Genomic DNA, 18878 nt, shown 5'->3' with positions numbered 1-18878 from the left:
GGGCGGCTTTTTCATTTCTTCGGGTAGCCATGCACACGCTCCCAACAGTCGTCGCGCAGCTCCTCGGCGTGGCTACGGATGCTGCCCCAACCGTTCTGCCGCAGCGCCTCCCGGGCCTCTCGACGTACCACCTGCCATCCGGGGTGGGCATAGATGTCGAAGTCGAAGCAGCCCAGCGCTTCCTCGGGCAGCTCGTTGCACAGCGCCCAGACACGCCTCAAGGCATCGCGAAAACTCCCGGCCTGGTGACCCGGACAGCCTTCGAGCCACTCGTGCAACGGCACGATCTTCTCCGACCAGGTAGAGCAGCCCGGGCAACTGCCGATGGTCTCTCTCTGCATGGCACCGTCAAGGGCCAGGAAATCGAGCGCCAGGAACGCCTCTGCGCTGAGCAGGACCCATCGATGCTCATCCTGCCCGTACCACGTCCAGATGAAACTGCCCGGCTCGTTCATGTCGGCTCCTGCGCCGAGGGAAAAGGCGCGACGATAGCCTAATCAGGCTGCGCCGAGAAAGCTCAGCACCGCGCCTTCGAACGCCTGCGGGAACTCGACGTTCGACAGGTGCACCGCCGGCAGCGTAACCAGCCTGGCCCCGGCAATCGACGCGGCGATCAGCTCGCCGTGGCTGGCGGCGGTGACCGTGTCGTACGCCCCTGCGATCACCAGGGTCGGCCGCTCGATCCGCGCCAGTTGCGCGCGCAGGTCGGTATCGCGCACCGCCGCGAAGGAGCCGGCCAGGCCGTGCCGGTTGGTGGCCATGAGCATCGCCCGGAAGCGCTCGACGACGGGCTCGGCGCGCTCCAGCAGCGCCGGCGGAAACCAGTTGCCGAGGAAGCCCGCGGCGGTCTCGCTCATGTCCTCGGCCTGCAGCACCGCGGCGATGCGCTCGTCCCACTGCGCCGCTGGGCCGAGCCAGGCCGAGGTGTTGGCCAGCACCAGCCGCTCGATCCGCTGCGGCGCATGCAGCGCCAGCCACTGGCCGACGATCCCGCCCAGGGACAGGCCGAGGAAATGCGCGCGCCGCACCTCCAGCGCGTCGAGCAGCTCCAGTACGTCCTCGCCCAGCCGGGCCAGGGTATAGGGCCCCGGCGGCACGCTGGAGGCGCCATGGCCACGGGCGTCGTAGCGCAGGACGCGGAAGTGCCGGGTCAGTGCCGGGAGTTGCGCATCCCACATGTGCAGGGTGGTGCCGATGGAGTTGGAGAGCGCCAGCAGCGGTTTCTCCGCCGCACCGTCCAGGCGATAGGCGAGGCTGGCGCCGTCGCTGGTAGCGAGAAAAGACAGGTTGCCCATGGGAGCCTCCGGGGTCAGGGTGATTGCCATGCACGCCAGGCTAGTTGCGACGGCCCCTGGGAAAAACTACAAAGAATGGAACGACTCTGTCAGGGAAGCTGACATGCACGATTTCACCCTCCACGACCTCCAATGCTTCGACGCGGTGGTCGACGCCGGCGGCTTCCAGGCCGCCGCACAGCGCCTGCACCGCTCCCATCCGGCGGTGTTCGCCGCCGTTGCCCGGCTGGAGCGCCAGCTCGGCCTGGTGCTGCTGGAACGGGGCGGCTACCGGGTCGGCCTGACCGCCGCCGGTCGCTCCTTCCACCAGCGTGCCCAGTCCCTGCTCTACGAACTGGAAGGGCTGCGGGGCCACGCCGCGCACCTGGCCCAGGGCGAGGAAAGCGAGCTGCGCGTGGTACTGGGCGACCTCTGCCCGCCGCGCCCGGCCCTGGCGCTGCTCGCAGGGTTCTTCGGCAGCCAGCCGCAGACCCGCCTGCAATTGCTGTTCGAAACCGTCAGCGGCCCGCTGGAGCGCCTGCTGGACGGCGAGGCCGACCTGATCCTGCATCGCGTGGACAAGTCCGACCCACGCCTGGAATGGCTCGACCTGTGCAGGGTCGGGCTGGTCCCGGTCATCGCGCCGGGCCTGCTCGGCGATCCTCCGCCGCGACCGGTGCGCCCGGAACAACTGCGCCCCTTCGCCCAGTGCGTGATGCGCGACAGCGCCCGCCATTCGCCGCCGACGGACTATTTCATGCTCGCCGGCGCGCGACAGTGCAGCGTGCCGGACCAGCGAACGAAGAAAGAGGTGATCCTCCAGGGCCTCGGCTGGGGGCATCTGCCGGACTTCCTGGTCGACGAGGAACTGGCCGACGGCCGCCTGCTCGCCCTGGCCGGGCCGCATCTGCCAGAACGCAGCGAAGAGGCGGTGGCGGCGCGCCGGCGCGATCGCGCGCAGGGCCCGGTAGCGGAACGCCTGTGGGCGCTCCTGCGGGACAACGCTACGACGTTGCGGGGGAAAAGCGGCGACAGGGCGGAGGGCGCCAGGCGTCCTCGGTGAGAAACTGGCGGATATCGCCAGGCGCTATTCGTCCTACCCCCACACACTCCCCCGGCATCAACGCCGGCTTGCCGCCAGCTACTCCGCCATCTTGCGCAACGCCTCGCCATCCAGCCGGTAGCGCACCCACTCGTCCTGCGGCAGCGCGCCGATGGAGCGGTAGAAGTCGATGGCCGGCTGGTTCCAGTCCAGCACGCTCCACTCCAGGCGTCCGCAGTCGTTGGCCACGGCCTCGCGGGCCAGCTCGCGGAGCAGCCGGCGACCGGCGCCGACGCCACGGTATTCCGGGGTGACGTAGAGGTCTTCGAGGTAGATGCCGTTGCGCCCCAGCCAGGTCGAGTAGCTGTAGAAATACACCGCATAGCCGATCGGCCGGCCCTCGCTCAGGCACATCAGCGCGCGGGTCGGCGAACCTTCGGCGAACAGGCTGCGGCGGATGCCTTCGACATCGGTGACCACCTCGTGGCGGGCGCGCTCGTAGTCGGCCAGTTCGATGATGAAGGCAAGGATCTGTTCGGCGTCGGCCGGTACGGCGGGACGGATTTCGAGAGTCATGGGCAACCTTCCGGTGGGGGATCCGGCCATCCTAGTGCGACTGCTAAGATGCATGAAGTGCATTCTTCTCATCGGTAACTGAATAACATGCATCCCCTGCTGCGCCGCCTCGATCTCAACCTCCTGCTTGTCTTCGACGCCCTGTATCGCCACCGCAACGTCGGCACCGCAGCCAGCGAACTGGCGATCAGCGCCTCGGCCTTCAGCCATGCGCTGGGGCGCCTGCGCCAGGGGCTGGACGACGAGCTGTTCCTGCGCCAGGGCAACCGCATGCAGCCGACCCAGCGTGCCGAGCACCTGGCCGCTGCGGTGGCCGCCGCCCTGCGCGCCCTCGGCGAGGGGCTGGAAGAGTGGCGGCCGTTCGTACCGGGACAGAGCCAGCGCACCTTCGTCTTCGCCGCCACCGACTACACCGCCTTCGCCCTGCTTCCGCCGCTGATGAACCGCCTGCAGCACAGCGCGCCCGGAGTGCGCCTGCGCCTGGTCAATGCGGAACGCAAGCTGTCGGTGGAGGCCCTGGCCAGCGGGCGGATCGATTTCGCCCTCGGCTACGACGAGGAACACGAGCGCCTGCCCGAAGGCATCCAGGCCCATGACTGGTTCGCCGACCGCTACGTGGTGGTAGCGCGGCGCGACCACCCGCGCCTCGCCGGGGCGCCGACGCTGGAGGGCTACCTGGCCGAACGGCATGCGGTGGTGACGCCGTGGAACGAGGACAGTGGGGTGATCGACCGGCTGCTGGCCCGCTCCGGCCTGCGTCGCGAAGTGGCGGTGCAACTGCCGACGGTGCTGGCGGCGCTGTTCCTGGCAGGCTCCACCGATTTCCTGCTCACCGCTCCGCGACATGCCGCACAGGCACTGGCGGAAGCCGCCGGCCTCGCCCTGTATCCCGCGCCGTTCGACATTCCGCCCTACGTGCTGCGGCTCTACAGCCACGTCCAGCATGTCGGGCGTGATGCCCATGCGTGGATGATCGGGCAGTTGAAGGGCCTGGATATTTCCCGGACGGGCTGAGCTTCGCGCCGCGCACCGTCGACGGGCGCGGCGGTAACACTGGGCACAATTATTGTGCACAATTTTCCCAATACGCTCTCCTGGCGCCACGCTTTTTTCCCCTCTCCCTCGTCCGTCCGCATAAGCCCATGAATCGGTTCGAAATTCTTACCTGATCGAGGCGACAGCTTTTTCCCAAGCGGTTTCAGGGGCTTGCCGGTGAAAGGCCGGTTTCCGCAGAACACGGAAAAGTCGGTCGAGGATCGGTTGGCACATAACTGGCTTAAATCTTCGAAATTCTTGTATACAAAAACAATAGACGAACCCGACCTCGCGCCGAGTTCTTCCGACTGCCGGAGGAGACCCCCATGTCCAGCACCCCGAAGCCGCCCGCCTCGCCCCGCGAGTTTTCTCCCTCGCTGCTCGACCTCGGCACCCTGGAAAGCCTCGACAGCCTGCCGCGCGCCGGTCAGCGGAGCGCGGAGTTCTCCGCCTCACTGCTCGACCTGGGCACTCCGGCCAGTCTCGACTGCCTGCCACGCGCCGGGCTGCGCGCAGCGGAGTTCTCGGCGGCGCGCCTGGACCTGGGCACTCCCGCCAGTCTCGATTGCCTGCCCCGCGCCAGCCATCACGCCGGCCCCGAACTGCCGCCGCTGAGCCCGCGCCTGTACAGCGCCGATCTCGCCCCGACCAAGGCCGAAGGGCGCCGCTGGGGACGCTACAGCCTGTTCGCGCTGTGGACCAACGATGTGCACAACATCGCCAACTACTCCTTCGCCATCGGCCTCTTCGCCCTCGGCATGAGCGGTGCGCAGATCCTCGCCGCGCTGGCCCTGGGCGCGCTGATGGTCTACGGGCTGATGAACCTGTCCGGCTACATGGGCCAGAAGACCGGGCTGCCCTACCCGGTGATGTGCCGCATCGCCTTCGGCATCCACGGCGCGCAACTCCCCGCGCTGATCCGCGCGGTGATCGCCATCGCCTGGTTCGGCATCCAGACCTATCTCGCCTCCATCGTCCTGCGCGTGCTGCTGACGGCGATCTGGCCGGGGCTGGCCGCCTACGACCAGGACGCCATCCTCGGCCTGTCGAGCCTGGGCTGGGCGACCTTCGTCGCCATCTGGTGCGTGCAACTGCTGATCTTCGCCTACGGCATGGAGATGGTGCGTCGCTACGAATCCTTCGCCGGACCGGTGATCCTGCTCACCGTCGCCGCCCTCGCCGCCTGGATGTACCTGCGCGCCGGCGCCTCCATCGCCTGGTCAAGCGGCGAACCCATGAGCGGTTCGCAGATGTGGTTGAAGATCTTCGGCGGCGCGGCGTTCTGGGTGACCCTGTACGGCACCATGATCCTGAACTTCTGCGACTTCGCCCGCGGCTGCCCGGACCGCCGCACCATCAGCGTCGGCAACTTCTGGGGGCTGCCGGTGAACATCCTGCTGTTCGGCCTGTTCGCGGTGGTCCTCGCCGGCGCCCAGTTCAGGATCGACGGCCAGCTCATCCAGAGCCCCACCGACATCGTCGCCGCGATCCCCGACACCCTCTTCCTGGTGCTGGCCAGCCTGGCGCTGCTGATCGTCACCGTGGCGGTGAACATCATGGCCAACTTCGTCGCCCCGGCCTACGTACTCACCAACCTGGCGCCGAACCTGCTGAACTTCCGCCGCGCCGGGCTGATCAGCGCGACCATCGCAGTGCTGATCCTGCCCTGGCACCTGTACAACAGCCCCGGGGTGATCCTCTACTTCCTCGGCGGCCTCGGCGCGCTGCTCGGCCCGCTGTACGGGATCATCATGGTCGACTACTACCTGGTGCGGAAAGGCCGGGTGAACCTGCCGGAGCTGTACACCGAAAGCCGCGCCGGCGCCTATCACTACGCGGGAGGGGTGAACCCGCGGGCCATCGCCGCGTTCGTCCCGGCGGCGATCATCTCCACCCTGCTGGCATTGTTGCCGGCATTCGCCGAGCTATCGCCGTTCTCCTGGTTCTTCGGCGCCGGCCTGGCCGGCCTGATCCACTACGCCCTGGCCAAGCGCCGCACGGCCTACCGCGAAGTTTCCGGCGAAGCGATCGCGGTGGACAGCGTGCAGCACTGACAGATACCTGGCCGGCCTGGGCGCGACACCCGCCTAGGCCGGCAGTAGCGCCTGCAATTCTTCCTCGATCGCATCCAGCGCCTGGAACGACCGCTCGACGCGGGCCACCGCGACCGCCCCCTCCAGCGCCGCGAGGATCAGCCAGGCGCGCGAGGCGGCGAGCTTTTCCGCCAGTCCGTCGGCGCGCAACGCACGCTCGATGCTGGCGTGCCAGGCGCGGAGCGCCCGGCGGCATTCAGCGTGCACCGGGGCCAGCTCGGCGTCGATGCTCAGGCTGGTGGAAAGCACCGGGCAGGCCTCTTCGAAACGCGAATGCTCCAGCCAGCCACGCAGGGTCGCGGTGAACTGGCGGAGGACGTTGCGCGCATGGGGGGCCTGGGTCCCGGCGCGGTCGAGGAAGGACGCCACCTCGTCGGCGACGAAGCCGATCGCGGCGCTGGCGATCTGCGGCTTGCCCTCGGGGAAATAGTGATAGAGCGAGCCTTTCGGCGCCTCGGCGCGAGCGATGATGTCGCTCAGCCCGGTGCCGAAATACCCGCGGCTGGCCAGCAGCGAGGCGGTGGCATGGACGATCCGTTCGGCGGCATTGGACTTCTTCGGCAAACCTGACTCCCCAACTCACGGCAGACGACCGGGCAAGCATGCCCGAGCCTCAGGGCAGATGAAACACGCCGCTGGCGCTGGCCACCAGGCGCTCGCCGCTGTGCAGCCGGGCCGAGGCGAAGGCCATGCGCTGGCCGAGCTTGTCGACCCGGGTATGCACCTCCAGCCAGTCGCCGACCCGCGCGACCCCGCAGAAGTCCAGGCGCAGGCCGACGGTGACCATCGGCTGCGGCGGTTCGCGGGAGAACGCCATGGCGTAGCCGAGGCCAACGTCGGCCAGGGTCGAGAGCAGGCCGCCGTGGGCGGTGCCACCGTGGTTGCAGTGCTTTTCGTCGATGCGCAGCGCCACCACCAACTGGCGCTGGGCGTCCTGCCGGCAGAAGAAAGGACCGAGCAGGTCGAGCAACGGACTGCTGCGGAACAGCGGCTGGAACCCTTCGGGGACGTTCATCACGGTGCGGCCTCCGTTTTATATAGACTGGTCTATATAAAATATGCCCGGACGCTGGATCCACCAGCGCCGCGAAGGTCTTATCGAGGCGCTGAATGGCGCTTCATCAGGACGGCGCCCTGGGCGCCGCCCGCACTCCCTCTCAGCGGCTCATCGGACCGCGCACCGGCCGCTCGCGGGCGTGGCTGGTCGCGCTGAGCGGCGCGCCGGCCTCGCGCAGCGCCTGGCGCTGTTCGGCGACCGGGGTCTGCGCGGTGGCCTTCTCGAAACGCGCCAGATGCTGGAAGGCCGGCAGGGCGAAAGCGTCAGCCAACAGGCGCGCCAGGCGCGGCCAGCGCTCGCCGTCGACCTGGTAGCGCGCCAACTGGGCATTGCGGAACAGGCAGGCGACGGCGACATCGGCGATGGACAGCTCGCCGCACAGCCAGCCGCTTGGCGGAACCCGCCCTTCCAGGTAGTTGCAGATCGATGGCAGGTCTTCGTCGTAGGTGCGTTGCAGGATCGCCTGGTCGGGTTCGCGCTGCCAGATGCCGCGGTTGATCACCAACTGGTGGAACAACTGCCAGATGATCACCTGGCCCAGCCGCGAATCGGCGTACTCCTCCAGCCAGCGGGCCTGGGCGCGCTGGCCGATGTCGGCGGGATACAGGCTCGGCTGCGGGTAGCGCTCCTCCAGGTACTGGCAGATCACGCTGGAATCGTTGAGGACGAAGTCACCGTCCACCAGCACCGGAATCTGGCGCAACGGACTGAGGCGCTCGAAGGCCTCGTCGCCGAAGAACGGCACGATGGGGTCGATGCGGTAGGCAATGCCTTTCAGTTCCAGCAGCACCAGCACCTTGCGCACATAGGGGGACAGATAGGAACCGATGATCAGCAAAGGTTCGGCCACGGCGAGACTCCTGTTCTTGTTATGGGAACGCCGATCCTCCGGCAAACCAGCGGGACGACTCAAGTGGCTTCCCGACGGACGCCAATTGCAGGGATAGTCGCACTTTGCGATCATTTGCGAATAATTCTCGTTTTTCCATTCAATCCCGTTTCGGGATGGGGAGCGGTCGTGTCGGCGGGTGACGTCAGCAACAGCGAATTCGTGGGTAGCCTGTACCGGGACCACCGCGGCTGGCTGCTTGCCTGGCTGAACCGCAACCTCGGCTGCCGCCAGCGCGCCGAAGACCTCAGCCAGGACACCTTCGTTCGCCTCCTCGGCCGCCCGGAGCTGCCCGGCCTGCGCGAACCGCGCGCGTTCCTGGCGAAGGTGGCGCGCGGTCTGATGATCGACCACTTCCGCCGCGCCGCCCTTGAACAGGCCTATCTCGCCGAACTGGCGCTGGTTCCGGAAGCGGAGCAGCCTTCGGCCGAAGAGCAGTACCTGATTCTCGAGGACCTCCGCGAGATCGATCGCCTGCTTGGCACGCTGTCGCTGAAGGCGCGTAGCGCGTTTCTCTATAGCCGCCTGGACGGCATGCCCCACGCGGAGATCGCCGAGCGTCTCGGAGTCTCGGTGCCGCGCGTGCGCCAATACCTGGCCCAGGGTCTGCGCCAGTGCTACATCGCCCTCTACGGAGAGCCCCGGTGAGCGCCGACGATCGTCATTCGCCGGTACGCGCGCGGGTGCTCGACGAAGCCATCGCCTGGCAATTGCTGCTCGACTCCGGCGAAGCCCATCCCGACGATCACCGCGCCTTCCACCGCTGGTACGCGGCGCATCCCGAACACGAACGCGCCTGGGAACAGCTCGGCGGCCTCGACCGGCACCTGGCGAGAGCCGCCAACGGGCCGGCACGCAACGCCCTGCTGTCCGGCAACGCACGCTTCAAGCGCCGCCTGCACCGGCTCGGCGGCAGCGCCCTGGGGCTAGTGCTGGCGCTAGGCGTCGGGCTCGGCGTGGCCAACCGCTACGTCCCGGTCCGCTACCTGCTGGCCGATGCCTACAGCGCCACCGGCGAGCAGCGCGAGCTGACCCTCCCGGATGCCACTCATGTGCGCCTGAACAGCCGCAGCGCCATCGACGTCCGCTTCGACGGCGAACGCCGCCAGGTCGTGCTACTGGCCGGCGAGATCCTGGTGGAAACCGCCCATGGCGACCCGCGCCCCTTCGTGGTCAGCAGCGCCGATGGCGACATGCGCGCCCTCGGCACGCGCTTCCTGGTGCGCCGCGAGGAACCCGGCACGCGCCTCACCGTGTTGCAGTCGGCGGTGGCCGCGCGCGCGGAAACGCTCAGCGAAGAGCGTGTGATCAAGGAAGGCCAGCAGGTGCTGATCCTGCCGCAAGGCCTGCAGGCCAGCGAAGCGGCCCCGGCCCTGGCCGGCGCCTGGGCACAAGGCATGCTGGTGGTGGAGAACGCCCGGCTGGCCGACCTGGTGGCGGAACTGGGGCGCTATTCGCCGGCGCTGCTGCAGGTCGACCCGAGCATCGCCGACCTGCGCGTCACCGGCAGTTTCCCGCTGAAGGACACCCGCCTCGCCCTTCAGGCTTTGGAGCCGAGCCTGCCGGTGCGCAGCATGAGGCACAACGCCTGGTGGTTCGAAGTGGTGCCACGCTGAACCGAACGGGCCGGCGAAAAATTTTTCCCGCCGGCCCTATCACTTTTTCCGACTCGTCCGGCAAGGAGGCATTGAGACTCGTTTCCATCCAGGAGCCCCGCACATGCCTCGCCCGACGTTCCGTCCCGGCCTGCTCGCCCTAGCCATCGCCCTCGCCGTTCCCGCACCGTTCCTCCACGCCGCCCCGGCCGAACAGGCCAGGGTGCGCGACTACCGCATCGCCGCCGGGCCGCTGGCAGGCACCCTGAACCGCATCGCGGCCCAGGCCGGCCTGGTCCTCACCCTGGATCCGGCGCTCGCCGAAGGACGCAGCGCCCACGCCGTGCAAGGTCGCTTCGACGCGCCCGGCGCATTGCGCGAAGCGCTCAAGGGCAGCGGCCTGGAACTGGTGGAAAATGCCGGCGGCACCTACAGCCTGCGCAAGGTGCCGGAAGACACCCTGTCGCTGCAGGCGATGACGGTCAGCGGCGCCGAGGAAGACCCACTGGGGCCGACCAGCGGCTACGTGGCCAAGCGCAGCATGACCGGCACCAAGACCGATACGCCGATCCTCGAGACCCCGCGTTCGATCTCGGTGGCGACCCGCCAGCAGATGACCGACCGCGCCGTGCACAACCTCGACGACGCGGTGCGCTACATGCCCGGCGTCGTCGCCAGCAGTTTCGGCAGCGACTCCCGTTCCGACTGGTTGAAGGTGCGCGGCTTCAAGCCGACCCAGTTCCTCGATGGATTGCCGATGGCGACAGGCTCATACAACAACCCGAAGCTGGAGACCTGGAATCTGGAGCGCCTCGCCCTGCTCCGCGGCCCGGCCTCCTCGGTCTACGGCCAGACCCCGCCCGGCGGCATGCTCGACATGGTCAGCCTGCGCCCGCAGGGCATCGCCAGCCATGAACTGAAGGCCGAGATCGGCAACTACAACCACAAGCAGGTCAGCTTCGACAGCACCGGCCCGATCGACGACGAGGGGCGCTTTCTCTATCGCCTCTCCGGCGTGGTGCGCGACAGCAACACCCAGGTCGACCATATCGACGACAAGCGCTACAACATCGCCCCGAGCCTGACCTGGAACATCGACGACGATACCCGGCTGACCTTCCTCAGCCAATTCAACCGCGACGATACAGCCGCCACCAGCCAATTCTTGCCGTTACGCGGGACCAAATACGATGCTCCATTCGGAAAGATTTCCCATCACAAAAACCTCGGCGATCCGGACTGGGACTTCTACGACCGCACCTACTATTGGTTGGGCTACTCCTTCGAACGGCGCATCAACGATGTCTGGCAGTTCCGCCAGAACCTGCGCTACCTGCGCAACGACCTGTCGTTCCAGACGCTTACGCCAACCAGCAGTATCGATGCGGCCAGCGCCGACGGCACCTTACAGCGCATGACGACCTCGGTGGACGAGGACATCAGTCAGTTCGTGGTAGATAACAATTTCCAGGCTGACTTCGAGACCGGTGCGCTGCGCCATACTCTCCTACTGGGTATCGATCACAACCGCACCCGCACCGACTACACCTCGATCTACAACTTCACCGGTGTGCCGCCGACCAACGTCAACAACCCGATCTATGGTCAGCCAATTCCCAAGCCATCGCGCTCTAGTGCGTTCTATGACTACCGACAGAAGACTTATCAGACCGGGCTCTACGTCCAGGATCAGATCGCCCTCGACAACTGGCGCCTGACCCTCGGCGGCCGCGAGGACTGGGTACATGCCGGCGCCACGTTCTACAATCAGAACGATGCCACCAACACCAGCCGCGACAAGAAATTCAGCGGTAACGCAGCTCTGAGCTACATCTTCGACAACGGCCTGGCGCCCTACCTTTCCTATGCGGAGTCATTCCAGCCAAGCACCGGCGCCGACGATATAGGCTCCAACAAGATGTTCAAACCCACCGAAGGCAAACAATGGGAACTGGGCGTCAAGTATCAACCCGTAGGCTCCGATTCGCTGTTCACCGCAGCCGTCTACGACCTACGCCAGGAGAACGTGAGGGTCACCGACAACGTCAATGGGACACCCACTACCTCGCAGGCTGGCGAGGTTAAGGTCACCGGCTTGGAGCTGGAAGCCACCAGCAACGTCACAGACAATCTGAAAGTGATCGGCTCCTATAGCTACGCCGACACCGAAGTGAAAAAAGGCCAGTACGCAGGCAACCGCCTGCAACAGGCGCCGCGCAACCAGGCCTCGCTATGGGCCGACTACACCTGGCACGAGGGTACGCTGAACGGTTTCAGCGTGGGTGCCGGCGCCCGCTACGTAGGCTCGACCTACGGCGACCAGGCCAACACCTACGACGGCTACGCCGGCTCGTACACCTTGTACGACGCCGCCGTGCGCTACGACCTGGGCCAATTGAACGGCAGCCTGAAAGGCGTCAGCGTGGCGGTCAATGCCAACAATCTGTTCAACAAGGACTACCTGGCGTCCTGCGACGGCTACTACTGCTACTACGGCGACCAGCGCAGCGTGGTGGGCAGCGTCAGCTACAAGTGGTGAGCGACGCGTCACAGGTGCGTAACGGCGGATAACCGCTTCGCGGTTATTCGCCCTACCGCAGAACGTACCTTCCGGGCACCGGATGCCCTCCTCCCGCCTGAGGGAGAGGGCCGGGATATCGGCAGCCGGCGCAATGGGGAGGACCTGCATTCCGGGCGCCGGAGATCATCGTTCACCCCGCGATCCGACCCCACAGCGCGCTGGCGTCGTCGTGGATCTTGAAACGCGGGAAAGCCAGGGCCTGGTCGTCGCCCTGTTCGATCTCGCGCAACTCGTCGAGCATGGCGCTCACTCCGACGTCCTCGAGGCGTCGCAGCAACTGTTCGTCGGTATAGCGGCGGAAAGGCTCGACCAGCCGGTCGAAGCCGTCGGTCATCAGCACGAAGGAACGCAACGCGGCGAGCGGCAAGGTCTCGCGCTGCACCTGGCCGAGCCAGCGGTCGCTGATGTCCAGCGCCCAGTAGCCCTCGGGCTTGTTCATCAGCAGGCGGTTCTGCCGCACGCGCGGGCGGCTGGCCTTGAACAGTTCGGCGTGATCCCACTGCGGATGTTCCTCGCGCATCCGGCAGAAATGCGCCAGGGATTGCCGATCCAGTTCGTGTAGGGCCGAATCGCCGAAGCTGCGTACCTGGCCGTCGGCGCCTTCGACGAGGATCCGGCTGTCGCCGATGTTGAGCAGTTCGATTTCTCCGCCGCGAATCCGCAGCAGGCTCAGGCAGGCCGCCGGCATGTCTTCGAGGTCGTGCCAGTCGCGGCCGCTCTGGGCGCGGAAGTCGCCCTGGATATCGTTGAGCAGGCGCCGCAGCAGGGTCTCGCTGGATTGCTCGGGCTCGACTTCCAGCAGCAACCGCAGGTGCCGGTCCACCGCCTGGGCCAGCCAGCGCGCGTCGCTTTCCACGCCCAGCACGCTGCGACCGATGCTGGTGGCACCGTCGATCACCCAGGCGGCCTGCGCCGTGCAGCCCAGCGCATCGTCGTTCACCGCGCCCCCCGCGCGGCATTCCGCCCCGAGTATTTCCACTGTGGCCATTCGCAGTTCCTCCTATGCTCAATGCGCTGCCAGAATAGCAAGACAGAGCCTTTCCACGTTCCGCTCGTCGTTCCGGGAGAACCGTATGCGTCACCTGCCCTACCCGCTGCTGGGCCTGTTCCTGGCCCTGTCGTCGACCGGCGCCGCCCTGGCCGGCGAACAGTACTACCCGCTGGACAAGGGCTCCGCGCCCTACGCGGTCGCGCCCAGTGCACAGGGTGCGGTCTGGTACGGCGCGGACGGCGGGCATTCGCTGGGGCGTCTCGACCCGACCAGCGGCGAGAGCGTGCAGGTGCCGCTCGGCGAAGGCGCGCGGCCGCGAGCCATCGTCAGCGACGAGAGCGGCAACGCCTGGGTGCTCGACAGCGGCCTCAACGCCATCCTTCGCATCGGCGGCGAGCGCCTGGGCAGCGAACGTTTCCCGCTACCGGCCAAGGCCGCGCCGGCCGGGCTCGACTCCGCGGTATTCGACGACGGGCGCCTCTGGTTCACCGGCAGCCGCGGCTTCCACGGTCGCCTCGACCCAGCCAGGCGCCTGGTGGAGGTCTGGCCCTCGCCCCAGGGCAAGGCGGCGAACGGCATCTGCGTCACCCCGGACGGCGAGGTCTGGTACGCGCAGGACGACGCGCTGGTGCATGTCGATCCGCTCGACGGCAGCACCGAGCGGTTGCCCGCGCCTGAAGGCACGAAGGCCTTGCGCGGGATCGGCGCCGACTCCATCGGCAGGCTCTGGGCCAGCGACAGCGGTGGCGCCCGGCTGTACCGCTACGATCCCAGCGATGCCTCGTGGCAGAGCTGGCCGCTGCCGGACAGCCAGGCCCGCCCGGACAGCCTGCGGGTCGACGCCATGGACCGTGTCTGGCTGCACGACGCCGCCAGCGGGGCGCTCTTGCGTTTCGACAGTGAGCAGGCGACATTCCGCGTCCTGCCCAGCGACCGGCCGGCGCCCGGCAACGCCCTGCTCGGCGGTCGCCCCGGAGAAACCTGGAGCGCCGAGCCTGCCGCCGATCGTCTGCGCGTCGTCCGCGACTGATCCTTCCAAGGAGCCCGCATGAGCGCTACCCATACGCTGTTCTACGCCGCCGCCTCGCCCTTCGTGCGCAAGGTCCTGGTCCTGCTCCACGAAACCGGCCAACGCGAGCGCGTCGCGCTCGAGGAAGTCACGCCGACGCCGGTCGCGCCCATCCGGCAGCTCAACGCCAGCAACCCGGCCGGCAAGATTCCCGCCCTGCGCCTGCCGGACGGCCAGGTGCTGCACGACAGCCGGGTGATCTGCGACTACTTCGACCAGCAGCACGTCGGCGAACCGCTGATCCCCCGCGAAGGCAGCGCCCGCTGGCGACGCCTGACCATCGCCTCGCTGGCGGACGCCGTCCTCGACGCCGCGGTGCTGTCCCGCTACGAAACCTTCGTCCGCCCCGAGGAGAAGCGCTGGGACACCTGGCTCGAAGCACAGCGGGAAAAGATCGCGCGGTCCCTGGCGTGGCTGGAGGGCGACTGCATCGCCGAACTGCAGGCGCGCTTCGACATCGCCGCCATCGGCGTCGCCTGCGCCCTGGGCTATCTCGACCTGCGCCAGCCGGAGTGGGACTGGCGCGGCCGCTACCCGCGACTCGCCGCCTGGTTCGCCGAAGTCAGCCAGCGCCCGTCGATGCAGGCCACCCGCGCCTGACCCCGAGGCCCGCCGACGCCTGCTGCCGCCGCAGGCGCTCGGCGCGTTGCAGCCAGGCCGCCGAGGGGCCGGGGAACAGCAGGCCGATCCGCGCCGCCAGGCGCTCGCCGTCGCGACGGTCGTCGCGCAGGCCGACATAGCCATTCATTTCCAGCACACCAGGCGGAACAGCAGCAGGCCCAGCAACAGCGCGCTCTGTCCGAGCCCCATGCAAAGCTCCAGGAAGGAGCGCACGTGCGGATTGCCGGCGGCGCCCTCGATGCCGCTGAGGCCTTCCCAGAATCCGTCCGGCATCAGCACCAGCATGGCGTGGGCCAGGGGCTTGCCGCTGGCGATCCAGTACTCGATCAGGCCGAACTTGCCGAAGAACAGCAGAAAGATCAGGATCACGCCGCTGACCAGCAGGCCGAGGGCGGCACAGAGGGTGAACTCGAAGAACAGGCGCATGCTTTTCCTCCTTGGAAATCGGCGGCGGCCGGCGCCGCCGCCTTCGTCGTCAGGCCCTGGCGGGTACCGCCGGGAAGTCCTTGCGGCCGACCCCGTACCAGTCCAGGCGGCGGGTCAGCACCATCACCGCGGCAAGCACCGCGAACAGCAGCAGCGAGCCCATCAGCAAGGCGTAGTCCTCCGCGCTCAGCAAGCCGTAGAGCAGGCCGTACAGCCCTGCCAGGCCGGCGCTGAAGCCCAGCCCTCGGGCCACGCTGCGCAGGACGAAGCACAGGTAGAAGCCGATCAGGCCGACGCAGGCTCCGGCGGAGACCAGGTAGGCCAGCTCGAAGCCGACGTGCTCGGCCAGCGACAGCAGCAGCAGGTAGAAGAACGCCAGCGCCAGGCCGACCAGCGCGTACTGGACCGGGTGTACCGCCAGGCGCTTGAGCACCTCGAAGAGGAAGAAGCCGGCGAAGGTCAGGGTGATGAACAGCAGCGCGTACTTGATCGCGCGGTCGGCCTTCAGGTACTGGTCCACCGGATCGACCAGGCCGACGCCGAAGGCGCGCGCCTGGAAGCCGTCGCAACGCTGCTCCTCCACGCAACTGCGCAGCGCCTCTTCCATGTTGGTGGCGAAGAAGCTGGTCTGCCAGCGCGCGGTGAAGCCCTGGGCGGTGATCTCCCGCTCGCTGGGCAGGAACTCGCCGCCGAAGCTCGGGTGCGGCCAGTCGGCCTTCAGGATGACCTGGCTGTCGCGGCCCACCGGCACGATGTCCAGCCGCTCGCTGCCGAGCAACGACAGGTCGAAGGCGTACTCCAGGCGCTGCGCCTGGCGCCCGTCGACGCCTTGCAGCGGTGCGTGCACACCGCTGCCGAGCAGGCCGACCCGGCTACCCGGCTCGAAGTCGACGCTGGCACCGTTGAGGGACAGGCGCAGGGCATTCTCGATGCCGCGGATGTCGCTGATGCCCATCGCCAGGAACGGCGTTTCGAACTGGTAGTCCTCCAGGTCTTCTTCGATGCCATAGTGCGCAGGCACCTGGAAGTAGCCGGCGACCTTGTTGTCGACGTGGTACAGGCGCGCCTGGTAGATGCCGCGGTAGCGCAGCTCGGTGCGCATCTGCCCGTCGAGGGCGAAGCGGTCGGGCAGGAAGTACAGCTCGCCGCGCTGCTCGCGCTCCTGCAACACGCGCTTCTCGGTCTTCTCCTCGGTGACCCACTCGCGCACCGTCCTGCGGTACGGCACCACCAGCAGCGGGCCGGTGAGGCGCTGGCTGTAGCTGGAGCTGCGGGCGATATCCTGCAGCACGCCGTCACGAACCTCCTGGCGATCGCGGATCAGGCCGTCGATCATCAACAGGGGAATCAGCAATAGCAGGATGAGTAGGGCGATGGCGCCGAGCTTGTAGGCCAGCGTGCGGTTCATGGGGGGACTCTCCGTCGGGGTGATGGCGGAAAGTCTGCGGCGCCGCGATGGCGGGCTTCGGGTCGCCGTGTGGAGAGTCGATGGAGTTTCCGTGGAGACGCCTCAGCCGCGCGGCAGCCAGAGCAGCGCCTCGACGCCGTCGTCGCGGTTGCCGACCTGCAACCGGCCGCCATGCAGTTGCGCCACCTCGGCGACGAAGTTCAGTCCCAGCCCGGTGCTCTTGCGCCCGCTGGCCGGGCGCGGCAGCGAGTAGAAGCGTTCGGTGAGGCGCGCCAGGGCGTAGTCGGGAATCGCCGGCCCCTGGTTGAACAGGCGCAAGGCGATACCCTCGCCGTCGGCCTCGGCGAGCAGGCGAAGGATGCCGCCGGGCGGGGTGAAGTCGAGGGCGTTGTCGAGCAGGTTGGCCAGCGCCTGGCGCAGCAGGAACTGCTCGCCGCGAACCTCGCAGGGACCTTCCAGGCGGTTCTCCACCCGCAATCGCTGGCGCTGGATACGCGCCGCCTGGCCTTCCAGCAGGGACGCGGCGATCTCCCGCAGGTCGACCTTGCCGACCTCCTCCAGGCCTTGCCGCTGCTCCACCTGGGCCAGGCTCAGCAGGCGCTCGATCAGTTGTTGCAGGCGCTCGCTCTCGCCGGCGATGTTGCCGACGAAGCGCGCCCGCTGCTCGGCCGGCATCTCGCCGTCGAGCAACTCGGCGGCGCCACGGATCGCCGCCAATGGGCTCTTCAGTTCGTGGGTCAGGGTATGCACGTAGCGCTCGACGTAGTCCTTGCCTTCCAGTTGCGTGCGCATGCGTTCCACCGCGTCGGCCAGTTGCGCCATCTCGCCGCCGCGATAGCGCGGCAGCTCGGCGCGGCGCCCCTCGCTGACCGCCTGGGCGTACTGGGTGAGGCGCCGCAGCGCGCCGCTGAGCCACCAGGAGAGCAGGCCGCCGACCAGCAGCCCGAGGGCGATCAGCCCGGCACCGAGCCAGGCCAGCCGCCGCTGCGAGCGGTCGATGTAGGGTTGCAGGCTGCTGTTCGGCTTGGCCACCGAAACCACCCCGATGATCTTCCCGCCATCCTTGATCGGCGCCGCCACGTACATCACCGAGGAATCCGGGTCGTCCGGGTCTTCGCGGCTGGAGCGCGCGCCGTACTGGCCCCGGAGAGTCAGGTAGACGTCGTTCCAGCGCGAATAGTCCTGGCCGACGGCCACCCCGGCGGAGTCCAGCAGCACCTTGCCGCTGGCGTCGGTGACGTAGATGCGGTGGTTCACCGCCTCCTTGCGCAAGCCCCAGATATCCGCCTGCGGCACCCGCTTGCCGTAGTCCTCGAGCATCTCCGGCAGGTCGCTCTGTGCCAGGGTGCCGTTCTTCACGTCCTGGCGGAGGATCTCGGCGAGCAGGTTGGCGGTGTCCACCAGGGTTTCCTCGGTGGACTGGCGCACGCCGGGGCGCACTTCGTCCATCACCGTGCTCAGCACGAAGTAGCCGGTGAGACCGACGAACAGGAAGTAGACCAGGAAGATCCGAACGCCGAGCGGCATCAGGCGTGGTCCGGGCTGTAGCTGTAGCCCAGGCCGCGATGGGTCTGGATCGCTTCGCCGCGTTCGTTCACCTGGCGCAGCTTGGCGCGCAGGCTCTTGATGTGGCTGTCGATGTTGCGCTCGTAGCCGGCCTCGCTGGCGACGCCGAGGGCGTCGAGCAACTGCTCGCGGCTGAATACCCGCTCGGGCTGCCCGAGCAGCGTCTGCAACAGGCGGAACTCGTGGCGGGTGAGGTTGAGCGGGGTGTCGCGGTAGTGGATCCGCACGCGCTCCTCGTCGACCTGGAACGGCCCGCTCGGCGCGGCCCCTTCCAGCGCCGCCGGGCGCGGCGCCATGCGCTTGAGGATGGCCTTGACCCGAGCCGCCACCTCGCGCGGGCTGAACGGCTTGACCACGTAGTCGTCGGCGCCGATCTCCAGGCCGACCACGCGGTCGATCTCGGCATCGCGCGCGGTGAGGAAGATCACCGGCACCTCGGAGAACCGCCGCAGGCGCTTGCAGGCCTCGAAACCGCTGATGTCCGGCAGACCGACGTCGAGGATCAGCAGATCCGCCGGCTGGCGCTCCTGTAACGCCAGCGCCTCGCCGGCGAGGGTCACCCAGGTGGTGGCGAAGCCTTCGGCCTGCAGGGCGTAGAGCAGGGTGTCGGCAATCGCGGCTTCATCTTCGACGATCAGGATATGCGGCATGGCGT

20 protein-coding genes are annotated in these 18878 nt (G+C 67.9%); 8 read left to right on the top strand and 12 right to left on the bottom strand.

Translation table 11 applies throughout. The features are described from left to right. Nucleotides 1–11: 11 nt before the first annotated feature. Together JHD77_RS05295 and pcaD are read right to left on the bottom strand one after the other, a co-directional pair. Nucleotides 12–455, bottom strand: coding sequence for a hypothetical protein (locus tag JHD77_RS05295; protein WP_023126929.1), 444 nt, complete (start codon nt 453–455; stop codon nt 12–14). A gap of 42 nt (nt 456–497) precedes the next feature. Then, nucleotides 498–1295 (bottom strand): 3-oxoadipate enol-lactonase, encoded by a 798-nt coding sequence (gene pcaD, locus JHD77_RS05290; RefSeq protein WP_003113259.1) that lies wholly within the window; start codon nt 1293–1295, stop codon nt 498–500. Nucleotides 1296–1398: 103 nt separating this feature from the next. Between pcaD and JHD77_RS05285 the strand changes: the two genes are divergently transcribed. Continuing rightward, nucleotides 1399–2337 (top strand): LysR family transcriptional regulator, encoded by a 939-nt coding sequence (locus JHD77_RS05285; RefSeq protein WP_191519396.1) that lies wholly within the window; start codon nt 1399–1401, stop codon nt 2335–2337. 78 nt (nt 2338–2415) lie between these two features. Here the strand turns inward: JHD77_RS05285 and JHD77_RS05280 are convergent, their stop codons facing one another. Further along, a complete protein-coding gene (locus tag JHD77_RS05280; protein ID WP_003084777.1) occupies nt 2416–2892 on the bottom strand; it encodes a GNAT family N-acetyltransferase in 477 nt (158 codons plus the stop codon). Between the two features lie 87 nt (nt 2893–2979). On the opposite strand from JHD77_RS05280, the gene JHD77_RS05275 reads away from it, so the two are divergent. Then, nucleotides 2980–3906 (top strand): LysR substrate-binding domain-containing protein, encoded by a 927-nt coding sequence (locus JHD77_RS05275; protein WP_023435396.1) that lies wholly within the window; start codon nt 2980–2982, stop codon nt 3904–3906. Nucleotides 3907–4253: 347 nt separating this feature from the next. Continuing rightward, on the top strand, nt 4254–5981 hold the full coding sequence (locus JHD77_RS05270) for an NCS1 family nucleobase:cation symporter-1 (RefSeq protein WP_003117922.1): 1728 nt from the start codon (nt 4254–4256) through the stop codon (nt 5979–5981). A 33-nt stretch (nt 5982–6014) separates the two neighbouring features. On the opposite strand, the gene JHD77_RS05265 is transcribed toward JHD77_RS05270, so the two are convergent. From JHD77_RS05265 to JHD77_RS05255, 3 genes are all read right to left on the bottom strand, one after another. Continuing rightward, a complete protein-coding gene (locus JHD77_RS05265) occupies nt 6015–6584 on the bottom strand; it encodes a TetR/AcrR family transcriptional regulator (RefSeq protein WP_003084771.1) in 570 nt (189 codons plus the stop codon). A gap of 49 nt (nt 6585–6633) precedes the next feature. Continuing rightward, entirely contained in the window at nt 6634–7038 is a 405-nt protein-coding gene (locus JHD77_RS05260; protein WP_003118845.1) for a PaaI family thioesterase, read from the bottom strand. 139 nt (nt 7039–7177) lie between these two features. Next, nucleotides 7178–7927 (bottom strand): glutathione S-transferase family protein, encoded by a 750-nt coding sequence (locus JHD77_RS05255; RefSeq protein WP_003084765.1) that lies wholly within the window; start codon nt 7925–7927, stop codon nt 7178–7180. A 168-nt stretch (nt 7928–8095) separates the two neighbouring features. On the opposite strand from JHD77_RS05255, the gene JHD77_RS05250 reads away from it, so the two are divergent. The 3 genes from JHD77_RS05250 (at nt 8096) to JHD77_RS05240 (ending at nt 12100) form a co-directional block, all read left to right on the top strand. Continuing rightward, nucleotides 8096–8614 (top strand): RNA polymerase sigma factor, encoded by a 519-nt coding sequence (locus JHD77_RS05250; protein ID WP_003084762.1) that lies wholly within the window; start codon nt 8096–8098, stop codon nt 8612–8614. Further along, on the top strand, nt 8611–9582 hold the full coding sequence (locus JHD77_RS05245) for a FecR domain-containing protein (RefSeq protein WP_031756993.1): 972 nt from the start codon (nt 8611–8613) through the stop codon (nt 9580–9582). The genes JHD77_RS05250 and JHD77_RS05245 overlap by 4 nt, the downstream gene beginning before the upstream one ends. A 103-nt stretch (nt 9583–9685) precedes the next feature. Then, a complete protein-coding gene (locus tag JHD77_RS05240; RefSeq protein ID WP_031688817.1) occupies nt 9686–12100 on the top strand; it encodes a TonB-dependent siderophore receptor in 2415 nt (804 codons plus the stop codon). A gap of 172 nt (nt 12101–12272) precedes the next feature. Here the strand turns inward: JHD77_RS05240 and JHD77_RS05235 are convergent, their stop codons facing one another. After that, nucleotides 12273–13130 carry a PP2C family serine/threonine-protein phosphatase gene (locus JHD77_RS05235; protein WP_003099950.1) on the bottom strand — a complete coding sequence of 286 codons (858 nt, stop codon included), beginning with the start codon at nt 13128–13130 and terminating at the stop codon, nt 12273–12275. Between the two features lie 85 nt (nt 13131–13215). Here JHD77_RS05235 and JHD77_RS05230 point away from each other — a divergent pair, with 85 nt between their 5' ends. Together JHD77_RS05230 and JHD77_RS05225 are read left to right on the top strand one after the other, a co-directional pair. Beyond that, nucleotides 13216–14163, top strand: a complete 948-nt coding sequence (locus JHD77_RS05230; RefSeq protein WP_031756994.1) for a Vgb family protein — start codon at nt 13216–13218, stop codon at nt 14161–14163. 18 nt (nt 14164–14181) lie between these two features. Next, entirely contained in the window at nt 14182–14802 is a 621-nt protein-coding gene (locus JHD77_RS05225) for a glutathione S-transferase (protein WP_003117918.1), read from the top strand. Here the strand turns inward: JHD77_RS05225 and JHD77_RS05220 are convergent. The 5 genes from JHD77_RS05220 to creB all read right to left on the bottom strand — a co-directional run bounded on the left by JHD77_RS05220 (nt 14765) and on the right by creB (nt 18873). Next, complete coding sequence (locus tag JHD77_RS05220; RefSeq protein ID WP_003084739.1) at nt 14765–14950, bottom strand: hypothetical protein; 186 nt, start codon at nt 14948–14950, stop codon at nt 14765–14767. The genes JHD77_RS05225 and JHD77_RS05220 overlap by 38 nt on opposite strands. After that, a complete protein-coding gene (locus JHD77_RS05215) occupies nt 14947–15249 on the bottom strand; it encodes a hypothetical protein (protein WP_003084737.1) in 303 nt (100 codons plus the stop codon). Before JHD77_RS05215 ends, JHD77_RS05220 begins: the two co-directional genes overlap by 4 nt. 49 nt (nt 15250–15298) lie before the next feature. Further along, nucleotides 15299–16657, bottom strand: coding sequence for a cell envelope integrity protein CreD (creD, locus tag JHD77_RS05210; RefSeq protein ID WP_003099944.1), 1359 nt, complete (start codon nt 16655–16657; stop codon nt 15299–15301). Nucleotides 16658–16759: 102 nt separating this feature from the next. Continuing rightward, a complete protein-coding gene (creC, locus tag JHD77_RS05205) occupies nt 16760–18184 on the bottom strand; it encodes a two-component system sensor histidine kinase CreC (protein ID WP_003113267.1) in 1425 nt (474 codons plus the stop codon). Next, nucleotides 18184–18873, bottom strand: a complete 690-nt coding sequence (gene creB, locus JHD77_RS05200) for a two-component system response regulator CreB (protein WP_003084734.1) — start codon at nt 18871–18873, stop codon at nt 18184–18186. Before creB ends, creC begins: the two co-directional genes overlap by 1 nt. Nucleotides 18874–18878: the final 5 nt, after the last annotated feature.

Source organism: Pseudomonas sp. P20, assembly GCF_016463925.1.
GTDB classification, from domain to species: Bacteria; Pseudomonadota; Gammaproteobacteria; order Pseudomonadales; family Pseudomonadaceae; genus Pseudomonas; species Pseudomonas aeruginosa.
Note: the sequence above shows the minus strand (reverse complement) of the source record. Positions and strands in the feature narration are given on the sequence as shown.